Source organism: Frigoribacterium sp. Leaf164, assembly GCF_001423665.1.
GTDB lineage: Bacteria > Actinomycetota > Actinomycetes > Actinomycetales > Microbacteriaceae > Frigoribacterium > Frigoribacterium endophyticum.
Genome location: NZ_LMOX01000003.1, coordinates 814,002 through 830,845, shown reverse-complemented (window position 1 = coordinate 830,845; position 16,844 = coordinate 814,002). Strand labels below are relative to the sequence as shown.

Sequence of the window (16,844 nt, the reverse complement as noted above, 5' to 3'; positions counted from 1 at the left end):
GTTCGTCGTGCCGCGGCCGGGGCGCGGCGCGCCCGCGGGGCGGGTCGGCGGCCCCGCGCGGCCCCGGTACAGTCGAGCCCGATGAACCGCCCAGTCACCGCCGTCTTCGCGGCCCTCGAGGCCCTGCTCGTCGTCGGCATCGGCGTCGGGCTGCCGGTCGTCGTGCTCAGCTCGCTCTGGGCCTTCCAATACGGCCTGCAGATCGACTGGATCGTCTTCTGGCGCGCCGCCGTCGACGTCTGGCTCGTCGGCCACGGCGTCGACCTCACCCTCCAGCTCAGCCCCGCCACGGCGGCGGCCTCCGGGGTCGCCGGCGCCGACGCGCCCATCTCGGTGACGATCGCCGCCCTGGGCTTCTCCGTGCTGACCGTCCTGCTCGCCGTGCGGGCGGGGCGGGCGATCGCCGAGACGCCGCACCGCGTCATGGGCGTCCTCGTCAGCATCGGGGCCTTCGCGCTGCTCAGCACGGGCCTCGCCGCCAGCGCCCGGCACGAGCTCGCGACGCCGTCGTTCGTGCAGGGGATCGTGCTGCCCACGCTCGTCTACGCCGTGCCGCTCGTCGCCATGGCGGAGGTGACGCGGCGTCGCCGTGACGCCGAGCCCGACCCGGTCACGGGCTGGGTCGCCCGCACCGTCGGCCGGCTCCCCGACGCCGTCCGCGTCGTGACGGCCGCCGCCCTGCGCATCGGCGTCGGCAGCGCCGCCGTGCTGCTAGCCGTCTCGGGCCTCGTCGTCGGCCTGCTGCTCGTGACCAGCTACGCCGAGCTCATCACGCTCTACGAGGGCGCCCACGGCGGGTTCCTCGGCGGCCTCGCGCTCACCCTCGGCCAGCTCGCCCTGCTGCCCGACCTCGTCGTCTGGGCGGCCTCCTGGCTCATCGGCCCGGGCTTCGCGCTGGGCACCGGCTCGGGCGTCTCGCCGCTCGGCACGACCGTGGGGCCGCTGCCCGCCGTGCCCTTCCTCGGCGCCCTGCCGACGGCCGACCTCCCGTTCGGCTTCGTCGGGCTGCTCGTGCCCGTGGTCGCCTCCTTCGTCGTCGCCACGCTGCTGCGCGGCCGGGTGCACGCCGCCCTCCGCCGGGCCGGCGTCGACGACCTGCTGTGCCGCGTCGTGGTCGGCGTCGCCGCGGGCGTCGTCGCGGGCCTCGCGGTCGGGCTGCTGGCCTGGGCCGCCTCCGGCTCGGCCGGGCCCGGCCGTCTCGTCGACGTCGGCCCCGACCCGCTGCTCGTCGGGGCCTTCGCGGCGCTCGAGGTCGGGTTGCCCGCGGCGCTGGCGCTGACCCTGTCGATCCGCAAGTTCCTGGGGCACGACGACGAGGGGCACGACGACGACGGGCGCGAAGAAGACCGACGCGAGGACGCGAGGCGCGACGACGCGCGGCGCGAGCACACGCGGCGCGAGTCCGACCTCCGTGCCGCCGGAGCCGGGCGCGACCGCGACCGCGACCGCGACGAGGCGCATGCCGTCGGGCCGGAGATCACCGACGACCACGGTGACGCGGAGGCGACGCCCTCGCGACGCCGGCTCCCTCGGCTGCCGACCCGCGCCTCCCTGCCGTCGCTGCCGAGCCTGCCGAGCCTGCCGTCGATCCCGTCGCGGCGACGCCGTGAGCACGACGACGACGCGACCGGCCCGATCGACGTGGTCGCGACTCCGCCCGAGCCCGCCGGCACCGGCACCGCCACCGGAAGCGGCCGTGGCGCCCGTGACGACGACGGCGACGTCACCGAGCAGATCGACGGCCTGACCCGCTGACCGGGGCCCCGTCGGGCCACCGCTAGGCTTGCCGGGTGCTGAAGCTCGTGGTGCTCATCTCCGGTGGCGGCTCGAACCTGCGTGCCCTGCTCGAGGCCGCGCAGCACGCCGACTACCCCGCGCGGGTCGTCGCCGTCGGGGCCGACCGCGACGCCGACGGGCTCGAGCACGCGGAGGCGTTCGGCATCCCGACCTTCACCGTGCCGTTCACGGCGTTCCCCGACCGCGCGAGCTGGGGCGACGAGCTGCTCGCGCAGCTGACCGGCTGGGGCGCCGACCTCGTCGTGCTCAGCGGCTTCATGCGCCTGCTGCCGCCGCGGGTGGTCGAGGCGCTCAGCCCGCACCTCATCAACACCCACCCCGCCTACCTGCCCGAGTTCCCCGGTGCGCACGGCGTCCGCGACGCGATCGCGGCGGGGGTCGAGCAGACCGGCGCCAGCGTCATCGTCGTCGACGCCGGCGTCGACAGCGGGCCGATCCTCGCGCAGCGCCGCATCCCGGTGCTGCCGGGCGACGACGAGTCGTCGCTGCACGACCGCATCAAGATCGTCGAGCGCGAGCTGCTCGTCCGCACGGTGCACGACATCGCCACGAAGACCATCGACCTCGAACAGGAGCCCACCGCATGAGCGGTCACGCCATCGACCCCGCCCTCTACCGCGACCGCGACGCCGTGCCGGTGCGCCGGGCGCTGATCAGCGTCAGTGACAAGACGGGCCTGCTCGACCTCGCCGAGGCGCTCTCCGCCGCCGGGGTCGAGATCGTCTCGACCGGCTCCACCGCCTCCACGATCCGCGACGCGGGCTTCTCCGTCACCGACGTCAGCGCCGTGACCGGGTTCCCCGAGTCGCTCGACGGTCGCGTCAAGACGCTGCACCCGGGCATCCACGCCGGGGTGCTCGCCGACCTCCGCCTCGAGTCGCACGAGCAGCAGCTCGCCGACCTCGGCATCGCCGCGTTCGAGCTCGTCGTCGTCAACCTCTACCCGTTCGTCGAGACCGTCGCCTCGGGCGCCGCCGCCCCGACGGTGGTCGAGAACATCGACATCGGCGGCCCCGCCCTGGTGCGCGCCGCGGCGAAGAACCACGCCAACGTCGCGATCGCCGTCTCGCCCGCCAGCTACGCGCAGATCGTGAAGTCGCTCACGCTCGGCGGCACGACCCTCGCGCAGCGTCAGCGCCTCGCCGGCGAGGCCTTCGCGCACACCGCCGCCTACGACACGGCCGTCGCGGCCTGGTTCGCCGACAACGTCGGAGTCCGCGCCGAGCACGCCGCCGCGGGCACCGAGGCGGGCACCGAGGCAGGCACCGAGGAGGCGCGGGTCGGCTTCCCGGAGCACGTCGCCCTCGAGGGCGACCGCCTCGCCACCCTGCGCTACGGCGAGAACTCGCACCAGGCGGCGGCCCTCTACGCCTCGCCCGCGGGCACGGGCATCGCGCAGGCCGAGCAGCTGCACGGCAAGGAGATGTCGTACAACAACTACGTCGACGCCGACGCGGCCCTCCGCGCCGCGTACGACTTCGCCGAGCCGGCCGTCGCGATCATCAAGCACGCCAACCCCTGCGGCATCGCCGTCGCCTCGCCCGACGCCGCCGACGCGATCGCCGACGCGCACCGCCGCGCCCACGCCTGCGACCCGGTGTCGGCCTACGGCGGCGTCATCGCCGCGAACCGCCCGGTCACGCGCGCCATGGCCGAGGTCGTGAAGGACATCTTCACCGAGGTCGTCATCGCGCCGGCCTTCGAGCCCGAGGCGCTCGAGGTCCTCACCACGAAGAAGAACATCCGCCTGCTGGTGCTGCCCGAGGGCTTCGCCCGCCCGACGCAGGAGGTGCGCCAGGTCTCCGGCGGCCTGCTCGTGCAGGAGGTCGACTCGTTCGACGCCTTCTCGTCCGAGGGCTGGACGCTGGTCGCCGGGCCGGAGGCCGACGCCGCCACCCGCGCCGACCTCGAGTTCGCCTGGCGGGCCTGCCGCTCCGTGAAGTCGAACGCGATCCTGCTGGCCGACGGAGGCGCCTCCGTCGGGGTCGGCATGGGCCAGGTCAACCGGGTCGACTCGTGCCACCTCGCGGTGACCCGGGCGGGGGAGCGGGCCACCGGCTCGGTCGCCGCCTCCGACGCGTTCTTCCCGTTCGCCGACGGCCTGCAGGTGCTGCTCGAGGCCGGCGTGCGCGCCGTCGTGCAGCCCGGCGGCTCGATCCGCGACGAGGAGGTCGTGGCCGCGGCGACGGCCGCGGGCGTGACGATGTACTTCACGGGGGAGCGCCACTTCTTCCACTGACGCCGCCCGCGTCGCTCTCCGGCCGCCCCGTCACGACCCGTCGTGGCGGGGCGGCCGTCGTCCGGCGTCCGGCTCGTTCGTCCGAACCACCTGGTCTTGCGGGGTGCGCAACGGATCACATAGTCTGTGAGGCTGCCCGCAGCCGACGACCGTCGCCTCCGTCCCTCCTCCACTGCGCCGACCGGCACCTCCGGCGGCCGCCCGCCCCGCTCCTCCCCAGGAGCCCCGGCGGCCCTCCGCTCCACGCTCCGCGACGCCGCGACCCGGCGTCGCGCTCCGATCACGACACTTGGACCACCCATGTCACGCCAGCCCTCCGCCCCCGCGCGCTCCGAGCCGGGTCGCCCCTCGACCGTCCGGTCGCTCGCGCGCCTCCGCCCCTACGTCGCGCCCGCCCTGCCGCGCATCGTGCTCGGCATGGTCGCCGCGCTGCTGGCCGCCGTCGTCGCCCTGGTCATCCCCGCCGTGCTGCAGCTGCTCGTCGACGGTCCGCTCTCGAGCGGCGACACCGCGCAGGTGTGGCCGGCCTTCGCCGTCGTGCTGGTGCTCGGCGTCGTCGAGGCGGGCATGATCGCCGCACGCCGCCGCCTCGTGCTCACCCCGAGCACCCACGTCGAGGCCACCATGCGCAACGCGCTGTACGCCAAGCTGCAAGACCTGCCGGTGGCCTTCCACGACCGCTGGCAGAGCGGGCAGCTGCTCAGCCGGTCGGTCAGCGACCTGTCGCTCATCCGTCGCTGGCTGGCATTCGGCGTCGTGCTGCTCGTCGTCAACCTCCTGACGATCGTCGTCGGCTTCGTCGTGCTCTTCTTCTACAGCTGGGTGCTCGCGCTGATCTTCGTCGTCGCGTCGATCCCGGTCTTCGTCGTCAGCCTCGCGTTCGAGAACCGCTACTCGGTCGTGGCCCGTCGCAGCCAGGACCAGGTCGGCGACCTCGCCACGAGCGTGGAGGAGAGCGTGCACGGCATCCGCGTGCTCAAGGCGTTCGGGCGGGGGAAGCACTCGCTGCGCGAGTTCGCGAAGCGCGCCGACGACCTGCGCGGCACCGAGATCGAGAAGGCGAAGGCCATCTCGCAGCTCTGGCTGTGGCTGCTGCTCGTGCCCGACGTCGCCTTCGCGCTCTGCCTGCTCGGCGGCATCTGGCTCGCCGCCGACGGCCAGCTGACGGTCGGCCAGCTCTTCGCGTTCTTCGCCACGGCGACCGTGCTGCGCTGGCCGGTGGAGTCGATCGGGTTCCTGCTGTCGATGACCTTCGACACCCGCACCGCGGTCGACCGCTTCTTCGAGGTGATGGACAGCGTCAACACGGTCACGGACCCCGAGCACCCCGAGACGATCGCCGAGCCGCTGGGCCGGCTCGAGTTCGAGGGCGCGCACTTCCGCTACCAGGACAGCCCGGCGCAGTTCGACGACCTCGTCAACGGCGTCGACCTCGTCGTCGAGCCCGGCGAGACGATGGCCCTGGTCGGCCTGACCGGCTCGGGCAAGACCACCCTGCTCGCCCTCGTGCCGCGCCTCTACGACGTCACCGGCGGCCGCGTGCTGCTCGACGGCGTCGACGTGCGCCACCTCACCCGGGCCGAGCTGCGCCGCCACATCGGCATGGCCTTCGAGGACGCGACGCTGTTCAGCGCCTCGGTGCGTGAGAACGTGCTGCTCGGCCGCCCCGACCTGGTCGACGACCTCGTCGAGTCCGAGCGGGTGCTGCGCGAGGCGCTCGACATCGCGCAGGCGCAGTTCGTCGACGAGCTGCCGGAGGGAGTCGACACGCGCGTCGGCGAGGAGGGGCTCAGCCTCTCGGGCGGCCAGCGGCAGCGGCTCGCCCTCGCGCGCGCGATCGCGGCACGGCCCGCGGTGCTCGTGCTCGACGACCCGCTGTCGGCGCTCGACGTCGACACCGAGGCCCGGGTCGAGGCGGGGCTCCGGCGCGTGCTCGCGTCGACCACGTCGCTGATCGTCGCCCACCGCCCGTCGACCGTCACCCTCGCCGACCGTGTCGCGCTGCTCGAGAACGGCGTCGTCACCGCGGTCGGCACCCACTCCGACCTGCTCGCCACGAACGAGCACTACCGCTACGTCATCTCGTCGCTCGACGACGGCGACGTCCCCAGCCGAGAAGAGGTGCTCGCGTGAGCGACCAGGCACTCCCGGGCGACCGCCCCGACGCCCCCGCCGAGCACGCCGAGCTCGACGGCCGCACGCCCGCGCAGAAGCGGATCGGGCAGGGCTCCTCGACCGAGGGGGTCCGCGGCGAGGAGAGGGACGACTTCACCGCGGCCGAGAGCAAGCGGCTCCGGGGGCGTTCGCTGCGCCTCCTCGGGTCGCTGGTGCGGCCGCTCCGCTGGCGCCTCGTCGTCATGGCGCTCGTCGTCGTGGTCAGCACGGCGTGCCAGGTGGCCGGGCCGGCGCTGATCGCGGCCGGCATCGACCGTGCCCTGCCCGCCCTGATGAGCGAGCAGGACTGGGCGCCGGCGCTGCTCGTCGTCGGTGTCTACCTCGCCACCGGCGTCGTCGGCGCGGTGCTGATGGCGCAGTACACCGTGCTCTCGGCGCGCATCAGCCAGGCGATCCTCTTCGACCTGCGCAAGCGGCTCTTCCTCCACACCCAGCGGCTCAGCCTGGAGTTCCACGAGACGTACACGTCGGGCCGCATCATCTCGCGGCAGACCAGCGACCTCGACTCCATCCGCGAGCTGCTCGACTCGGGCATCAACCAGCTCGTGCAGGGCCTGCTCTACATGGTCTTCACCGCGATCGCGCTCGTCAGCCTCGACGCCCCGAGCGGGCTCGTGCTCGCCGTCGCGCTCGTGCCGCTGGTCGCGCTGACGCGGTGGTTCCAGGTGCGCTCGCAGCGCCTCTTCCGCGCGACGCGCGTCACGAGCGCCCGGGTGATCGTGCACTTCGTCGAGACGATGACCGGCATGCGGGCCGTGCAGGCCTTCCGCAAGGAGGCGCGCAACGAGGTCGAGTACGCCGGCGAGGTCGAGGGCAACCGCGGCGCGAACTCGAAGGTGTTCACGCTCTTCGGCACCTTCGACCCCGGTCTCGTGCTGATCGGCAACGCGACCCTCGCGGCCGTGGTGCTGTTCGGCGGCTTCCGCGTGATCGGCGGCACGCTCGAGATCGGCGCGCTGCTCGCCGTGGCCCTCTACGCCAAGCGCTTCTTCGACCCGGCGGAGGAGATGGCGATGTTCTACAACAGCTACCAGTCGGCCTCCGCCGCGCTCGAGAAGATCTCCGGCGTGCTCGAGGAGCAGCCGAGCGTGCCCGACCCCGTGCGCCCGGTCGACCTGCGGCACGCGAGGGGCGCGGTCGACTTCGACGACGTCGAGTTCGCCTACTCGGCCGACGCCGTCGTGCTGCCGCAGTTCGACCTGCACGTGCCCGCGGGCCAGACCATCGCGCTCGTCGGCTCGACCGGTGCGGGCAAGTCGACCCTCGCGAAGCTGATGTCGCGGTTCTACGACCCCACCCGCGGCGCGGTGACGCTCGACGACGTCGACCTGCGCGACCTGCACCCGAAGGACCTCCGCCGGGCGATCGTCATGGTGACGCAGGAGGCGTACCTCTTCTCGGGCAGCGTCGCCGACAACATCGCTCTCGGCAAGCCCGACGCGACGCGCCAGGAGATCGAGCGGGCCGCCCGGGCCGTGGGCGCCCACGAGTTCGTCATGGCGCTGCCCGACGGCTACGACACCGACGTCGCGAAGCGCGGCGGGCGGGTGTCGGCCGGCCAGCGGCAGCTGCTCTCGTTCGCGCGGGCGTTCATCGCCGACCCGGCGGTGCTCATCCTCGACGAGGCGACCGCGTCGCTCGACATCCCCTCCGAGCGGATGGTGCAGGAGGCGCTGCAGACGCTGCTCGCCGACCGAACCGCGGTGATCATCGCGCACCGCCTGTCGACGGTCGCGATCGCCGACCGGGTGCTCGTCATGGAGCACGGCCGTGTCGTCGAGGACGGCACGCCCGCCGACCTCATCGCCGGCACGGGCCGCTTCGCCCAGCTGCACGCCGCCTGGCGGGACTCGCTGGTCTGAGCCGATGGCGCTCCTGCTCCTGCTCCTGCCGGGCGTCCCGCTGCCGCCGGCGCTCCCGCTCATCCCGTCGTAATTTGAGAGTGATCCGGCAGCCCACCCCGGAGGAACACGCTTCCCGGGGCCCTGGAGGCTGGATCACTCTCGGTTTCACCGACGAGGCAGACGGGCACGCGGGCACCCGGGGCACGGCCGGGGCCGCCCGGAGGGCCGGTCAGCCCTCGGGCCACCAGGAGGCGCGGGCCAGGTCGACCCGGAAGGTGCCCGTCCGCGCCCAGCGCAGCGGTGTGCCCTCCACCCGGTACTGCTCCAGGGCGCGCTGCTCGTGCCCCTGCGGCGCCAGGCCCGAGGCGCGCACGACCCGCCACCAGGGCAGCTCCGACCCCGCGTGGGCCATGACCTGGCCGACCCCGCGGGAGGAGCGCGACCCGACGGCCGCGGCGACTCCGCCGTACGTCATCGCGTGGCCCGGCGGGATCGCCTCGACCACGCGGACCACCCGCGAGGCGAAGTCGTCTCCGGCCGACGGCGCGCCCGTCAGGTCGCCGACGAGCGCCCCGCCCGACGGCGCCCCGCCCGACGGCTCGCCGCCGGACAGCTCGTCGCCCGACGCCTCCGCCGCCGCCGCGGTCACTCCGCGTGCGGCGAGGGGGCGATCGTCAGCGCGGCGACGTGCTCGCCGTAGGGGGTCTCGCCGACGACCTCGAAGCCGATGTGGCGGAAGAACTCCTCCGGGCCGTCGTCGCCGGGCTCGTAGACCACCGTGAGGCGGTCGAAGCCCCGGAGCCGGGCCTCGTCGGCGAGGGCGTGCACGGCGAACCGGCCGATGCCCTGGCCCTGCTGGTCTGCGGCGACGTTCATGCGCCAGATGCAGCTGCGGAGGGTGTCGTCGTCGCTCTCGGCGTCGAAGTTGCCCATGATGAAGCCGACCACCTCGTCGTCGTCGACCACGACGCGCGGCCAGGCCGTCGTCGGGTTGACGTAGGCCTCGGCGATCGAGTGCGAGACGGGGGCGACGTACTGTTCCTGACCGGGCTTGAGCGTCAGGTTGTTGGCCGCCACGACGGTGGAGGCGGACAGTTCTTCGAGGCGCAGGCCGGTCATGGGCCCAGGCTAGTGGCGGTCCCGGCGGCGCACCAGCCGTGGGGGAGGGGGTTGCCCTGGCAGCATGGGAGCGTGCCTGCCGTGACCGAGCCCGTCCCCACCGTCCCCCTCGAGCCCGGCGACGCCGCCGTCTGCGTCGAGGTCTGGCTCGCGGCGCTGCGCGAGCGTGACGGGGCGGAGCCGGCGCCGGGCACCGCGGAGCGGGCGGCGGCCAAGTTCGCCGCGCCGTGGGTCGCCGGCCGCGGGGTGCACGACCCGACCGCCCCGAGCGCGGGGGCGGCGGGCTCGCCGGCGGCGCGACTCCTCGGCTTCGCCCTGGTCACCGCGCCCGGCTCGGGCTACCCCACCGACCCGCCCGACGCGGCGTACCTGTCGATGCTCGGCGTCGCTCCGGGCCACGCGCGCCGCGGCCTCGGCGGCGCGCTGCTCGACGCGGTCGCGGCCGACGCCCGCGCGGCCGGGCACGCCCGCCTCTCGCTGCACGTGATGCCGAGCAACGCTCCGGCGGTGCGGCTCTACGAGGCCCACGGCTGGCGGCCCCACGGCGAGCTGCACGAGCACCCGCTGCTCGGGCTGCCGGTGCGGACGTACCTGCTCGAGGGCTGACCCGGCGCCGGCCCGCTGGCCCCCGCCCGCCCCGCCCGCCCCGCCTACCCGGCGCCCGTCGGCGACCGTGCAGCGGCCTCTCGGCCCGCTCCTGGCCCGACGGTGTTCGCTGTGGCGACACGAGCGAGACGTGCGGGCCCGACCGCCGTCGACGAGGAGGCACCATGAAGGTCTTGCTGCTGGGCGCCACCGGCGGAGTGGGGTCGCACGTGCTGCGCCTCGCGCTGTCGGCCGGCCACGAGGTCACGGTGCTGGTGCGCGACGCGTCGCAGCTCGACGTCGACGACGGCGTGCGCGTGGTGGTCGGCGACGCGACGTCGGCCTCCGACGTGGCCGCCGCGGTCACCGGGCAGGAGGCGGTGGTCAACGCCGTGGGGTCGCGCCAGGTGCGGCACCCGGTCGAGGTCGAGGTGGGTCGGGCGCTGCTGCCCGCGATGACCGCGGCGGGGGTCCGGCGCCTGGTGGTCTGCTCCGCCTTCGGCGTCGGCGACTCCGAGCGCGACGCCAACGCCTTCCAGAAGATGTTCTTCCACACCGTGCTCGGCAAGGTCTACGAGGCCAAGGAGGTCGCCGACGCCGAGGTGCGCGCCAGCGACCTCGACTGGACGCTCGTCTACCCGACGCGCCTGCTCGACGGTCCCGCCACCGGCGAGGTCGCGGTGGGGGAGCGTCTGCCCGAGGGGGCGTCGGGCTCGATCAGCCGCGGCGACGTCGCCCGCTTCATGCTCGCCCAGCTCGGCGACGACGCCTGGGTACGCCGGACGGCCGTGGTCACCGGCGCCTAGCGGGCGGCCCTGGCCGGCCCCGCGGCCGGCCCGGGGACGTCGGCCCGGGGAGGACGAGCCCCCCGCCCGTCCCGTCCGGCCGCGAGCTACGCGCTGAGCCGGTCGTACAGCGCGTCGACCGCGGGGTCGACGACGCGGCGCGACGCGTCGGCGTCGTGCCACGCCACGATCTGGCGGGCACCCTCGGCGAACGGCACGCGCGGCTCCCAGTCGGGCACCAGAGCGCGGATCTTCGTCGTGTCGAACAGGGCCGGGTGGCTGCGGTCGCCGCGCAGGTCGGCGTCCCACTCCGGGGCGAGCTCGACGAGGTCGTGGGTGGTGCGGTGCACCAGCTGCAGCGACCCGCCCGCCGCGTCGGCCAGGCAGCGGACGATGCCGTTCCACGTCAGCAGCTCGGGGCCCATGATGTTGTAGGCCTCGCCGAGCGCCTCGTCGCGGCCGAGCAGCCCGACGAACGCGGGCGCGAAGTCGTCGGAGTGCGTCATCGCCCACATCGAGGTGCCGTCGCCGTGCAGCACGACGGGCTCGCCGCGGCGCATCCGGTCGATGACCGTCCAGCCGCCCAGCAGCGGCACGTGCGTCTCGTCGTAGGTGTGCGAGGGGCGCACGACCGTCGCGCGCACCCGCCCGGCGAGGTGCTCGTCGCGCAGCAGGCGCTCGCAGGCGATCTTGTCGCGGGCGTACTGCGACCACGGGTTGAACAGCGGCGTCGCCTCCGTGATCGGCAGCACGGCGGGCGGCTTCTGGTAGGTCGACGCCGAGCCGACGAAGACGTACTGCCCCGTGCTGGCGGCCACGACGCGCAGCATGGTCGCGAGCTGCTCGGGGGTGAAGGTCAGGAAGTCGGCCACGCTGTCGAACCGGCGGCCTCGCAGGGCGCCGGCCAGCGACTCCTCGTCGCGGACGTCGGCGGTCAGGTGCTCGACCTCGGCGGGCAGCGCGCGGATCGAGGTGCTGCCGCGATTCACGACCGTCACGGCCCAGCCGTCGCGCACGGCCAGCCGGACGCACGAGGCGCTGATCTGACCGGTGCCGCCGATCACGAGGAGGGTCTTCTGCGTCATCGCTCCACTGTGCACCCGCGGCGGGGCGGCGGCGCGCCCGCCCGGCGTGGCGCGGCCGAGGTCAGGGGGGAGTCGCGGGTCGAGCGACGAGGCAGCCGGGCGGAGGCGCGGTGCCGGCCCGTGACGGAGCTTCCGGTGACGGAGCCGCCCGTGACGGAGCCGCCCGTGACGGACGGGCCGCTAGCCGTCGGCGAGCAGCCCGCGCAGCGACTCGAGCGTGTCGTGCAGCAGCCCGGGCAGCGCGTCGTCGTCGCCGCCCGCGAGCCAGCGGCCGATCGCGACGCCGAACACCGTCATCGTCACCTGGGCGGTCAGAGCGGCCGTGAGCGGGTCGACCCCCCGCTCGGCGAAGCCCTCACGGAGCGCGTCGCCGAGGGCCGACATCTTGTGCAGCTCGCGCTCGCGCAGGCCCTCGTCGCCGTCGATGACGACCTTGCGGGCGAGCACCGCCTCGACCCCGTCGGGGAACTGCGCGGCGGCGACGGCGTCGAGGTTCTCGGCGATGATCCGCATCGGCGAGTGCGACGCGGGCGCCTCGGCGATCATCCGCCGCGCGAGGGCGGGCACCTCCGACTGGCGGGCGAACAGCACCTCGCGCTTGTCGGCGAAGTGACGGAAGAAGGTGCGCGGGGTCAGGCCCGCCCGCGCGGCGATCTCGGGCACGGTCGTCTCGGCGAAGCCCCGGTCGCGGAAGAGCTCGAGCGCGGCCTGCTCCAGTCGCCCGCGGGCGTCGGGCTGCCATCTGCTCATGCGCCCATCCTAGTGATGACACGGAGTGACATCGTGTGTACAGTGACGACACGAGGTGACATCACCTCGCCGACGTCCAGGAGGACACCGTGACCGACGCCACCACCCCCGCCCGCGCCTCCGGCCCCGACCTCGCGGGGCTGACCAACGTCGCCGCCTGGCTCGACGCGCCGTTCGCCGACCTCACGGTGCGCCCCGCCCCGGTCACCGCGCCCGGCCCGCACGAGCTGCTCGTGCGCGCCCGCGCCGTCGCCGTGAACCCGGTCGACGTCGTCAAGCAGACGACCGGCGACCTCATGTACCGCTGGCTGCCCGCCCCCGCCGTGCTCGGCGAGGACGTCGCGGGCGACGTGGTCGCGGTCGGCTCGGCCGTCACCCGGTTCGCCGTCGGCGACCGGGTCGTGGCGCTCGCCGTGGGCGTCGAGAAGGGCGAGGAGCACGCGCCCGGCGGCGGCTTCCAGCAGCTCGTGCTCGTGCGCGAGGCGCTCGCCGCCCCCGTGCCCGAGGGCACGGCGTTCGAGGAGGCGGTGGTCCTGCCCCTGGCGGTGAGCACCGCCGCCAGCGCGCTCTTCCAGGGCGGGCAGCTCGGGCTCCGGCACCCCGTCGGCGCCCGGCCCGCCCCGACCGGGGGCGCCCGGGAGGTCGTCGTCGTCTGGGGCGGCACGACCAGCGTCGGCAGCGCGGCGATCCAGCTCGCCGTCGCCGCGGGCTACGACGTCGTCGCGACGGCCTCGCCCGCGAACCACGAGCGGCTGCGCGCCCTCGGCGCCTCGCAGCTCTTCGACTACCGCGACGCCGGCGTCGTCGACGACGTCGTGGCCGCCCTGCACGGTCGCCGCGTGGCGGGCGTGCTCGCGATCGGCACGGGGTCGGCCGACCCGTGCGTGACGATCGCCGCCCGCACCGGCGCGCCCCGGGTCAGCATGGCGAGCCCCTCGGTCTCGTTCGGCGGCGTGCCCCGGCGACCCGGCCTGAGCCTCGGCCTCGTGCGCACCATGGTCGCGCTCGGCAGCCGCACCGCCGCGGTGATGGTGCGCAGCCGCCTCCGCGGGGTGCGGGCGACCTTCGTCTGGGGCAGCTCGCTCATGCACGACGAGGTCGGCCCGATGCTCTGGGCCGGCTACCTGCCCGCGGCGCTCGCCGAGGGCCGGTTCGTGCCGGCGCCCCGGGCCGAGGTCGTGGGGCACGGGCTCGAGCACGTGCAGGCGGCGCTCGACCGGCTCGGCGAGGGGGTGTCGGCGACGAAGCTCGTCGTCACGCTCTGAGCGGCGGGCGGCTCATTCCGTCGTCGGCATGGGCGAGCGAGCATCATGGTGGCGTGCCCCTCGACGATGCAGACCCGACCGCGATCGCGGACCCGAGCTCGACCCCCAGCCCTGCCCCCACGCCGCGTGCCGCCCCGCGCGACCCGGCCGCGACCGACGCGTTCCGCGCGGCGCGCGACTCGCTCGCCTCGGCGGCCGCCGCCGGTGACCACGACGCGGCCCGCGACTCCTTCCGCTGGCCCGACGTCGGCGACCGCTTCAACTGGGCCGTCGACTGGTTCGACGTGGTCGCCGAGGGCAACGACCGCACCGCGCTCTGGATCGTCGAGGAGGACGGCCGCGAGACGACGGTCAGCTTCGACGAGATGCGCCGCCGCTCCGACCAGGTCGCGAGCTGGTTCGTCGAGCGCGGCGTGCGGCCCGGCGACCACGTGCTGCTGATGCTCGGCAACCAGGTGGAGCTGTGGGAGGCGATGCTCGCGGTCATGAAGGTCGGTGCGGTCATCCTGCCCACCTCGGTGGTGCTCGCCGACCACGACGTCGAGGACCGCGTCGTGCGCGGCGACGTGCGGCACGTGCTCGTCAACGTCGCCGACGCGGCCAAGTTCGACGGGGTCGACCCGGGCGTCGGTCGCATCGTGGTGGGCGGGGAGCTCGAGGGGTGGGCCTCCTTCGAGGACTCGCACCGCGCCTCCCCGGCCCGCCCGGAGGTCGCGACGGCGACCGACGACCCCTGCCTCGTCTACTTCACCTCGGGCACGACGAGCAAGCCGAAGATGGTCGTGCACACCCACGCGTCGTACCCGGTGGGGCACCTCAGCACGACCTACTGGCTGGGCCTGCGACCCGGCGACGTGCACCTGACGATCTCGTCGCCCGGCTGGGGCAAGCACGCCTGGAGCTGCTTCTTCGCCCCGTGGATCGCCGAGGCCACCGTCTTCGTGCACAACCAGGCGCGGTTCTCGGCGTCGGCGCTGCGCGAGCAGCTCGACCGGGCCCGCGTGACCTCGTTCTGCGCGCCGCCGACGGTCTGGCGCATGCTGATCCAGTCGTCGCTGGGGGAGGCGCCGGTCGCGCTGCGCGAGGCGCTGTCGGCCGGCGAGCCCCTCAACCCGGAGGTCATCGACCGCGTGCAGCAGGCGTGGGGGCTCGACATCCGCGACGGCTACGGCCAGACCGAGACGACGGCGATCATCGCCAACCCGCCCGGCGGCCGCGTCGTCGCCGGGTCGATGGGCCGCCCGCTGCCCGGCGTCGACGTCGTGCTGGTCGACCCGGTCACCGGCGAGCAGGGCGACGAGGGCGAGATCTGCCTCGACCTGCGGGTGCGCCCCGTGAACCTCATGACGGGCTACCTCGGCGACGAGGCCCGCACGGCGGCCGCGACCCGCGACGGCCTCTTCCACACCGGCGACGTCGCCACCCGTGACGCCGACGGCATGATCACCTTCGTCGGCCGCACCGACGACGTCTTCAAGGCCTCCGACTACAAGGTGTCGCCGTTCGAGGTCGAGAGCGTCCTGATCGAGCACCCGGCCGTCGCGGAGTCGGCCGTCGTGCCCGCCCCCGACCCCGTGCGCCTCGCCGTCGTGAAGGCGTACGTCACGCTCGCCGCGGGCTGGGAGCCCACCGCCGAGACGGCGCGCGCCGTGCTCGCCCACGCCCGCACCGGCCTGCCCGCCTACGAGCGCGTGCGCCGCGTCGAGTTCACCGACGAGCTGCCGAAGACGATCTCGGGCAAGATCCGCCGGGTCGAGCTGCGGGAGCGCGAGGAGGCGGCGGCCCGGTCGGGCGAGCGCCTCGACGGCGAGTGGCGCGACGAGGACTTCCCGGGGCTGCGGGTGCGCTGAGGCGCGGCTCTCGCTCGCTCGTCGCCCGCTCTGGGGGCGTCGGCGGTCCCGGCGGATCGGCCTGAGCTGCTGGTCAGCGGGCAGGATGGTGACTAGGGTCGGAAGGTCCGTCGACGAGGAGAACCGTGATCAGCAGCGCGAGCCCGGTGAGAGGCCTCTCGTGACCGACCCCGCATCGTCGCCCGTGCCGCTCACGCGGCGTGAGGCCAGGGCCCTCGAGCGTGCCGCCGAGGTGGCCGCCGCCGGGGCCGTCGAGCCCGCTCGCGACGCGTCGGAGTCCGGTCTCGAGCCCGTCGTGCCCTCGATCGTCCAGCCCGTCGACCCGCCCGCCGCGGGGCCCGTGGTCCTGCCGGCCGCCGCTCGGCGCACGGTGACCACGCGCCACCCCGTCTCGGTGCCCCGGGGCGAGGGGTCGGGTCGACCGGCACCGCGCCTCCGGCAGCCGGCGTCGCTGCGGTCGGTGGCGGCCTCGCAGGTCGCTGGCGCCACGAGCGCTACCCCCGCCTCCGCTCGCTCGGCTCGCCCGGCCCGCTCGGCTCGCTCGGTGCGGAGCGCGCTGCGGAGCGTCCGCGACGCCGCCGTGCCCGCTCTCGCGTTGGTCGCCGTCACCCTGTTCTTCTCCTCCAACGTCACGCCGGCGACGGCGACCGAGCTCGGCGGCTCGGGCGTGCAGACGTCGGCCACGGCGCCGCTGCCCGGCCAGACCCTCGCGGCCTCGCTCGTCGTGCTGACCGTCGACGACCGAGACGGCTTCGGCGTCACCGACCCGCCGCCTCCGCCCCCGCCGCCGCCGCCCGTCGAGGTGGCCGCCGAGTCGTCGACCGCGACGCAGGGCGGGTCGTCGGCGCGCAGTTCGTCCGGTGCGGCGCCGCGCGGTGCGGCGTCCGGCGCCGGGACCGTCGTGAACAGCGGCACCGGAGACATCCGTTGGCCGTTCCCCGGCAGCGTCGTGCTGAGCTCGGGCTTCGGCCCGCGGGCGGCGCCGTGCGCGGCCTGCTCGAGCATGCACATGGGGCTCGACATGACGCCCGGCGGCGGGACTCCGATCGGGGCCGTCGCCGACGGGGTCGTGCGTGTCTCGGGGCTGCACGCGCAGTTCGGCCAGTACGTCGTCATCGACCACGTGATCGACGGGCAGAAGATCAGCACGCTGTACGCGCACATGCGCCTCGGCTCCAGCCCGCTCGTCACCGGCCAGTCGGTGGGGGTCGGCGAGCTCGTCGGAGCCGTCGGCCGCACCGGAGTCGCCACGGGTGAGCACCTGCACTTCGAGGTGCTCGTCGGGGGCTCGACGCAGGTCGACCCGAAGGCGTGGCTCGACGCGAACGCGGGCCGCACGCTCTAGCGCGG

The 16,844-nt window shown here is 74.9% G+C and carries 14 protein-coding genes; 10 read left to right on the top strand and 4 right to left on the bottom strand.

Annotated features, from left to right (window positions below):
* Positions 1-81 precede the first annotated feature (81 nt).
* The 5 genes from ASF82_RS11800 (at position 82) to ASF82_RS11780 (ending at position 8,073) form a co-directional block, all read left to right on the top strand.
* Positions 82-1,755: a DUF6350 family protein gene (locus ASF82_RS11800; protein ID WP_156370112.1), complete on the top strand. Its 1,674-nt coding sequence runs from the start codon at positions 82-84 to the stop codon at positions 1,753-1,755.
* 35 nt (positions 1,756-1,790) lie between these two features.
* On the top strand, positions 1,791-2,384 hold the full coding sequence (gene purN, locus ASF82_RS11795) for a phosphoribosylglycinamide formyltransferase (protein ID WP_056057207.1): 594 nt from the start codon (positions 1,791-1,793) through the stop codon (positions 2,382-2,384).
* A complete protein-coding gene (gene purH / locus ASF82_RS11790) occupies positions 2,381-4,036 on the top strand; it encodes a bifunctional phosphoribosylaminoimidazolecarboxamide formyltransferase/IMP cyclohydrolase (protein WP_056057205.1) in 1,656 nt (551 codons plus the stop codon). Before purN ends, purH begins: the two co-directional genes overlap by 4 nt.
* Positions 4,037-4,336: 300 nt before the next feature.
* Positions 4,337-6,169 carry an ABC transporter ATP-binding protein gene (locus tag ASF82_RS11785; protein ID WP_056057203.1) on the top strand — a complete coding sequence of 611 codons (1,833 nt, stop codon included), beginning with the start codon at positions 4,337-4,339 and terminating at the stop codon, positions 6,167-6,169.
* Positions 6,170-6,252: 83 nt separating this feature from the next.
* The gene (locus tag ASF82_RS11780; RefSeq protein WP_056059081.1) at positions 6,253-8,073 is read left to right on the top strand and encodes an ABC transporter ATP-binding protein; all 1,821 of its coding nucleotides are present in this window, start codon (positions 6,253-6,255) and stop codon (positions 8,071-8,073) included.
* A gap of 211 nt (positions 8,074-8,284) precedes the next feature.
* Here ASF82_RS11780 and ASF82_RS16325 read toward each other — a convergent pair whose 3' ends face one another.
* Positions 8,285-8,704, bottom strand: a complete 420-nt coding sequence (locus ASF82_RS16325) for an MGMT family protein (RefSeq protein ID WP_304437980.1) — start codon at positions 8,702-8,704, stop codon at positions 8,285-8,287.
* Complete coding sequence (locus ASF82_RS11770) at positions 8,701-9,174, bottom strand: N-acetyltransferase (RefSeq protein WP_056057201.1); 474 nt, start codon at positions 9,172-9,174, stop codon at positions 8,701-8,703. The genes ASF82_RS16325 and ASF82_RS11770 overlap by 4 nt, the downstream gene beginning before the upstream one ends.
* A gap of 72 nt (positions 9,175-9,246) precedes the next feature.
* Between ASF82_RS11770 and ASF82_RS15590 the strand changes: the two genes are divergently transcribed.
* Both ASF82_RS15590 and ASF82_RS11760 read left to right on the top strand, forming a co-directional pair.
* Entirely contained in the window at positions 9,247-9,780 is a 534-nt protein-coding gene (locus tag ASF82_RS15590; protein WP_056057199.1) for an N-acetyltransferase, read from the top strand.
* A 164-nt stretch (positions 9,781-9,944) separates the two neighbouring features.
* The gene (locus ASF82_RS11760) at positions 9,945-10,565 is read left to right on the top strand and encodes an NAD(P)-dependent oxidoreductase (protein WP_056057198.1); all 621 of its coding nucleotides are present in this window, start codon (positions 9,945-9,947) and stop codon (positions 10,563-10,565) included.
* 86 nt (positions 10,566-10,651) lie between these two features.
* Here the strand turns inward: ASF82_RS11760 and ASF82_RS11755 are convergent, their stop codons facing one another.
* Positions 10,652-11,629, bottom strand: coding sequence for an NAD-dependent epimerase/dehydratase family protein (locus tag ASF82_RS11755; RefSeq protein WP_056057196.1), 978 nt, complete (start codon positions 11,627-11,629; stop codon positions 10,652-10,654).
* Positions 11,630-11,809: 180 nt separating this feature from the next.
* Positions 11,810-12,379, bottom strand: a complete 570-nt coding sequence (locus ASF82_RS11750; protein ID WP_056057194.1) for a TetR family transcriptional regulator — start codon at positions 12,377-12,379, stop codon at positions 11,810-11,812.
* An 89-nt stretch (positions 12,380-12,468) separates the two neighbouring features.
* Here ASF82_RS11750 and ASF82_RS11745 point away from each other — a divergent pair, with 89 nt between their 5' ends.
* The 3 genes from ASF82_RS11745 (at position 12,469) to ASF82_RS11735 (ending at position 16,839) form a co-directional block, all read left to right on the top strand.
* Complete coding sequence (locus tag ASF82_RS11745; protein ID WP_235491273.1) at positions 12,469-13,644, top strand: zinc-binding alcohol dehydrogenase family protein; 1,176 nt, start codon at positions 12,469-12,471, stop codon at positions 13,642-13,644.
* Between the two features lie 53 nt (positions 13,645-13,697).
* Positions 13,698-15,494, top strand: a complete 1,797-nt coding sequence (locus ASF82_RS11740) for an AMP-binding protein (protein WP_235491272.1) — start codon at positions 13,698-13,700, stop codon at positions 15,492-15,494.
* A 160-nt stretch (positions 15,495-15,654) separates the two neighbouring features.
* Positions 15,655-16,839 (top strand): peptidoglycan DD-metalloendopeptidase family protein, encoded by a 1,185-nt coding sequence (locus ASF82_RS11735; RefSeq protein ID WP_056057192.1) that lies wholly within the window; start codon positions 15,655-15,657, stop codon positions 16,837-16,839.
* Positions 16,840-16,844: the final 5 nt, after the last annotated feature.

What these genes read in the sequence shown, in the direction of transcription:
- ASF82_RS11800 (WP_156370112.1), top strand. Translation starts at nt 82, where the DNA reads ATGAACCGCCCAGTCACCGCCGTCTTCGCGGCCCTCGAGGCCCTGCTC.
- purH (WP_056057205.1), top strand. Translation starts at nt 2,381, where the DNA reads ATGAGCGGTCACGCCATCGACCCCGCCCTCTACCGCGACCGCGACGCC.
- ASF82_RS11785 (WP_056057203.1), top strand. Translation starts at nt 4,337, where the DNA reads ATGTCACGCCAGCCCTCCGCCCCCGCGCGCTCCGAGCCGGGTCGCCCC.
- ASF82_RS11770 (WP_056057201.1), bottom strand. Translation starts at nt 9,174, where the DNA reads ATGACCGGCCTGCGCCTCGAAGAACTGTCCGCCTCCACCGTCGTGGCG.
- ASF82_RS11760 (WP_056057198.1), top strand. Translation starts at nt 9,945, where the DNA reads ATGAAGGTCTTGCTGCTGGGCGCCACCGGCGGAGTGGGGTCGCACGTG.
- ASF82_RS11755 (WP_056057196.1), bottom strand. Translation starts at nt 11,629, where the DNA reads ATGACGCAGAAGACCCTCCTCGTGATCGGCGGCACCGGTCAGATCAGC.
- ASF82_RS11750 (WP_056057194.1), bottom strand. Translation starts at nt 12,379, where the DNA reads ATGAGCAGATGGCAGCCCGACGCCCGCGGGCGACTGGAGCAGGCCGCG.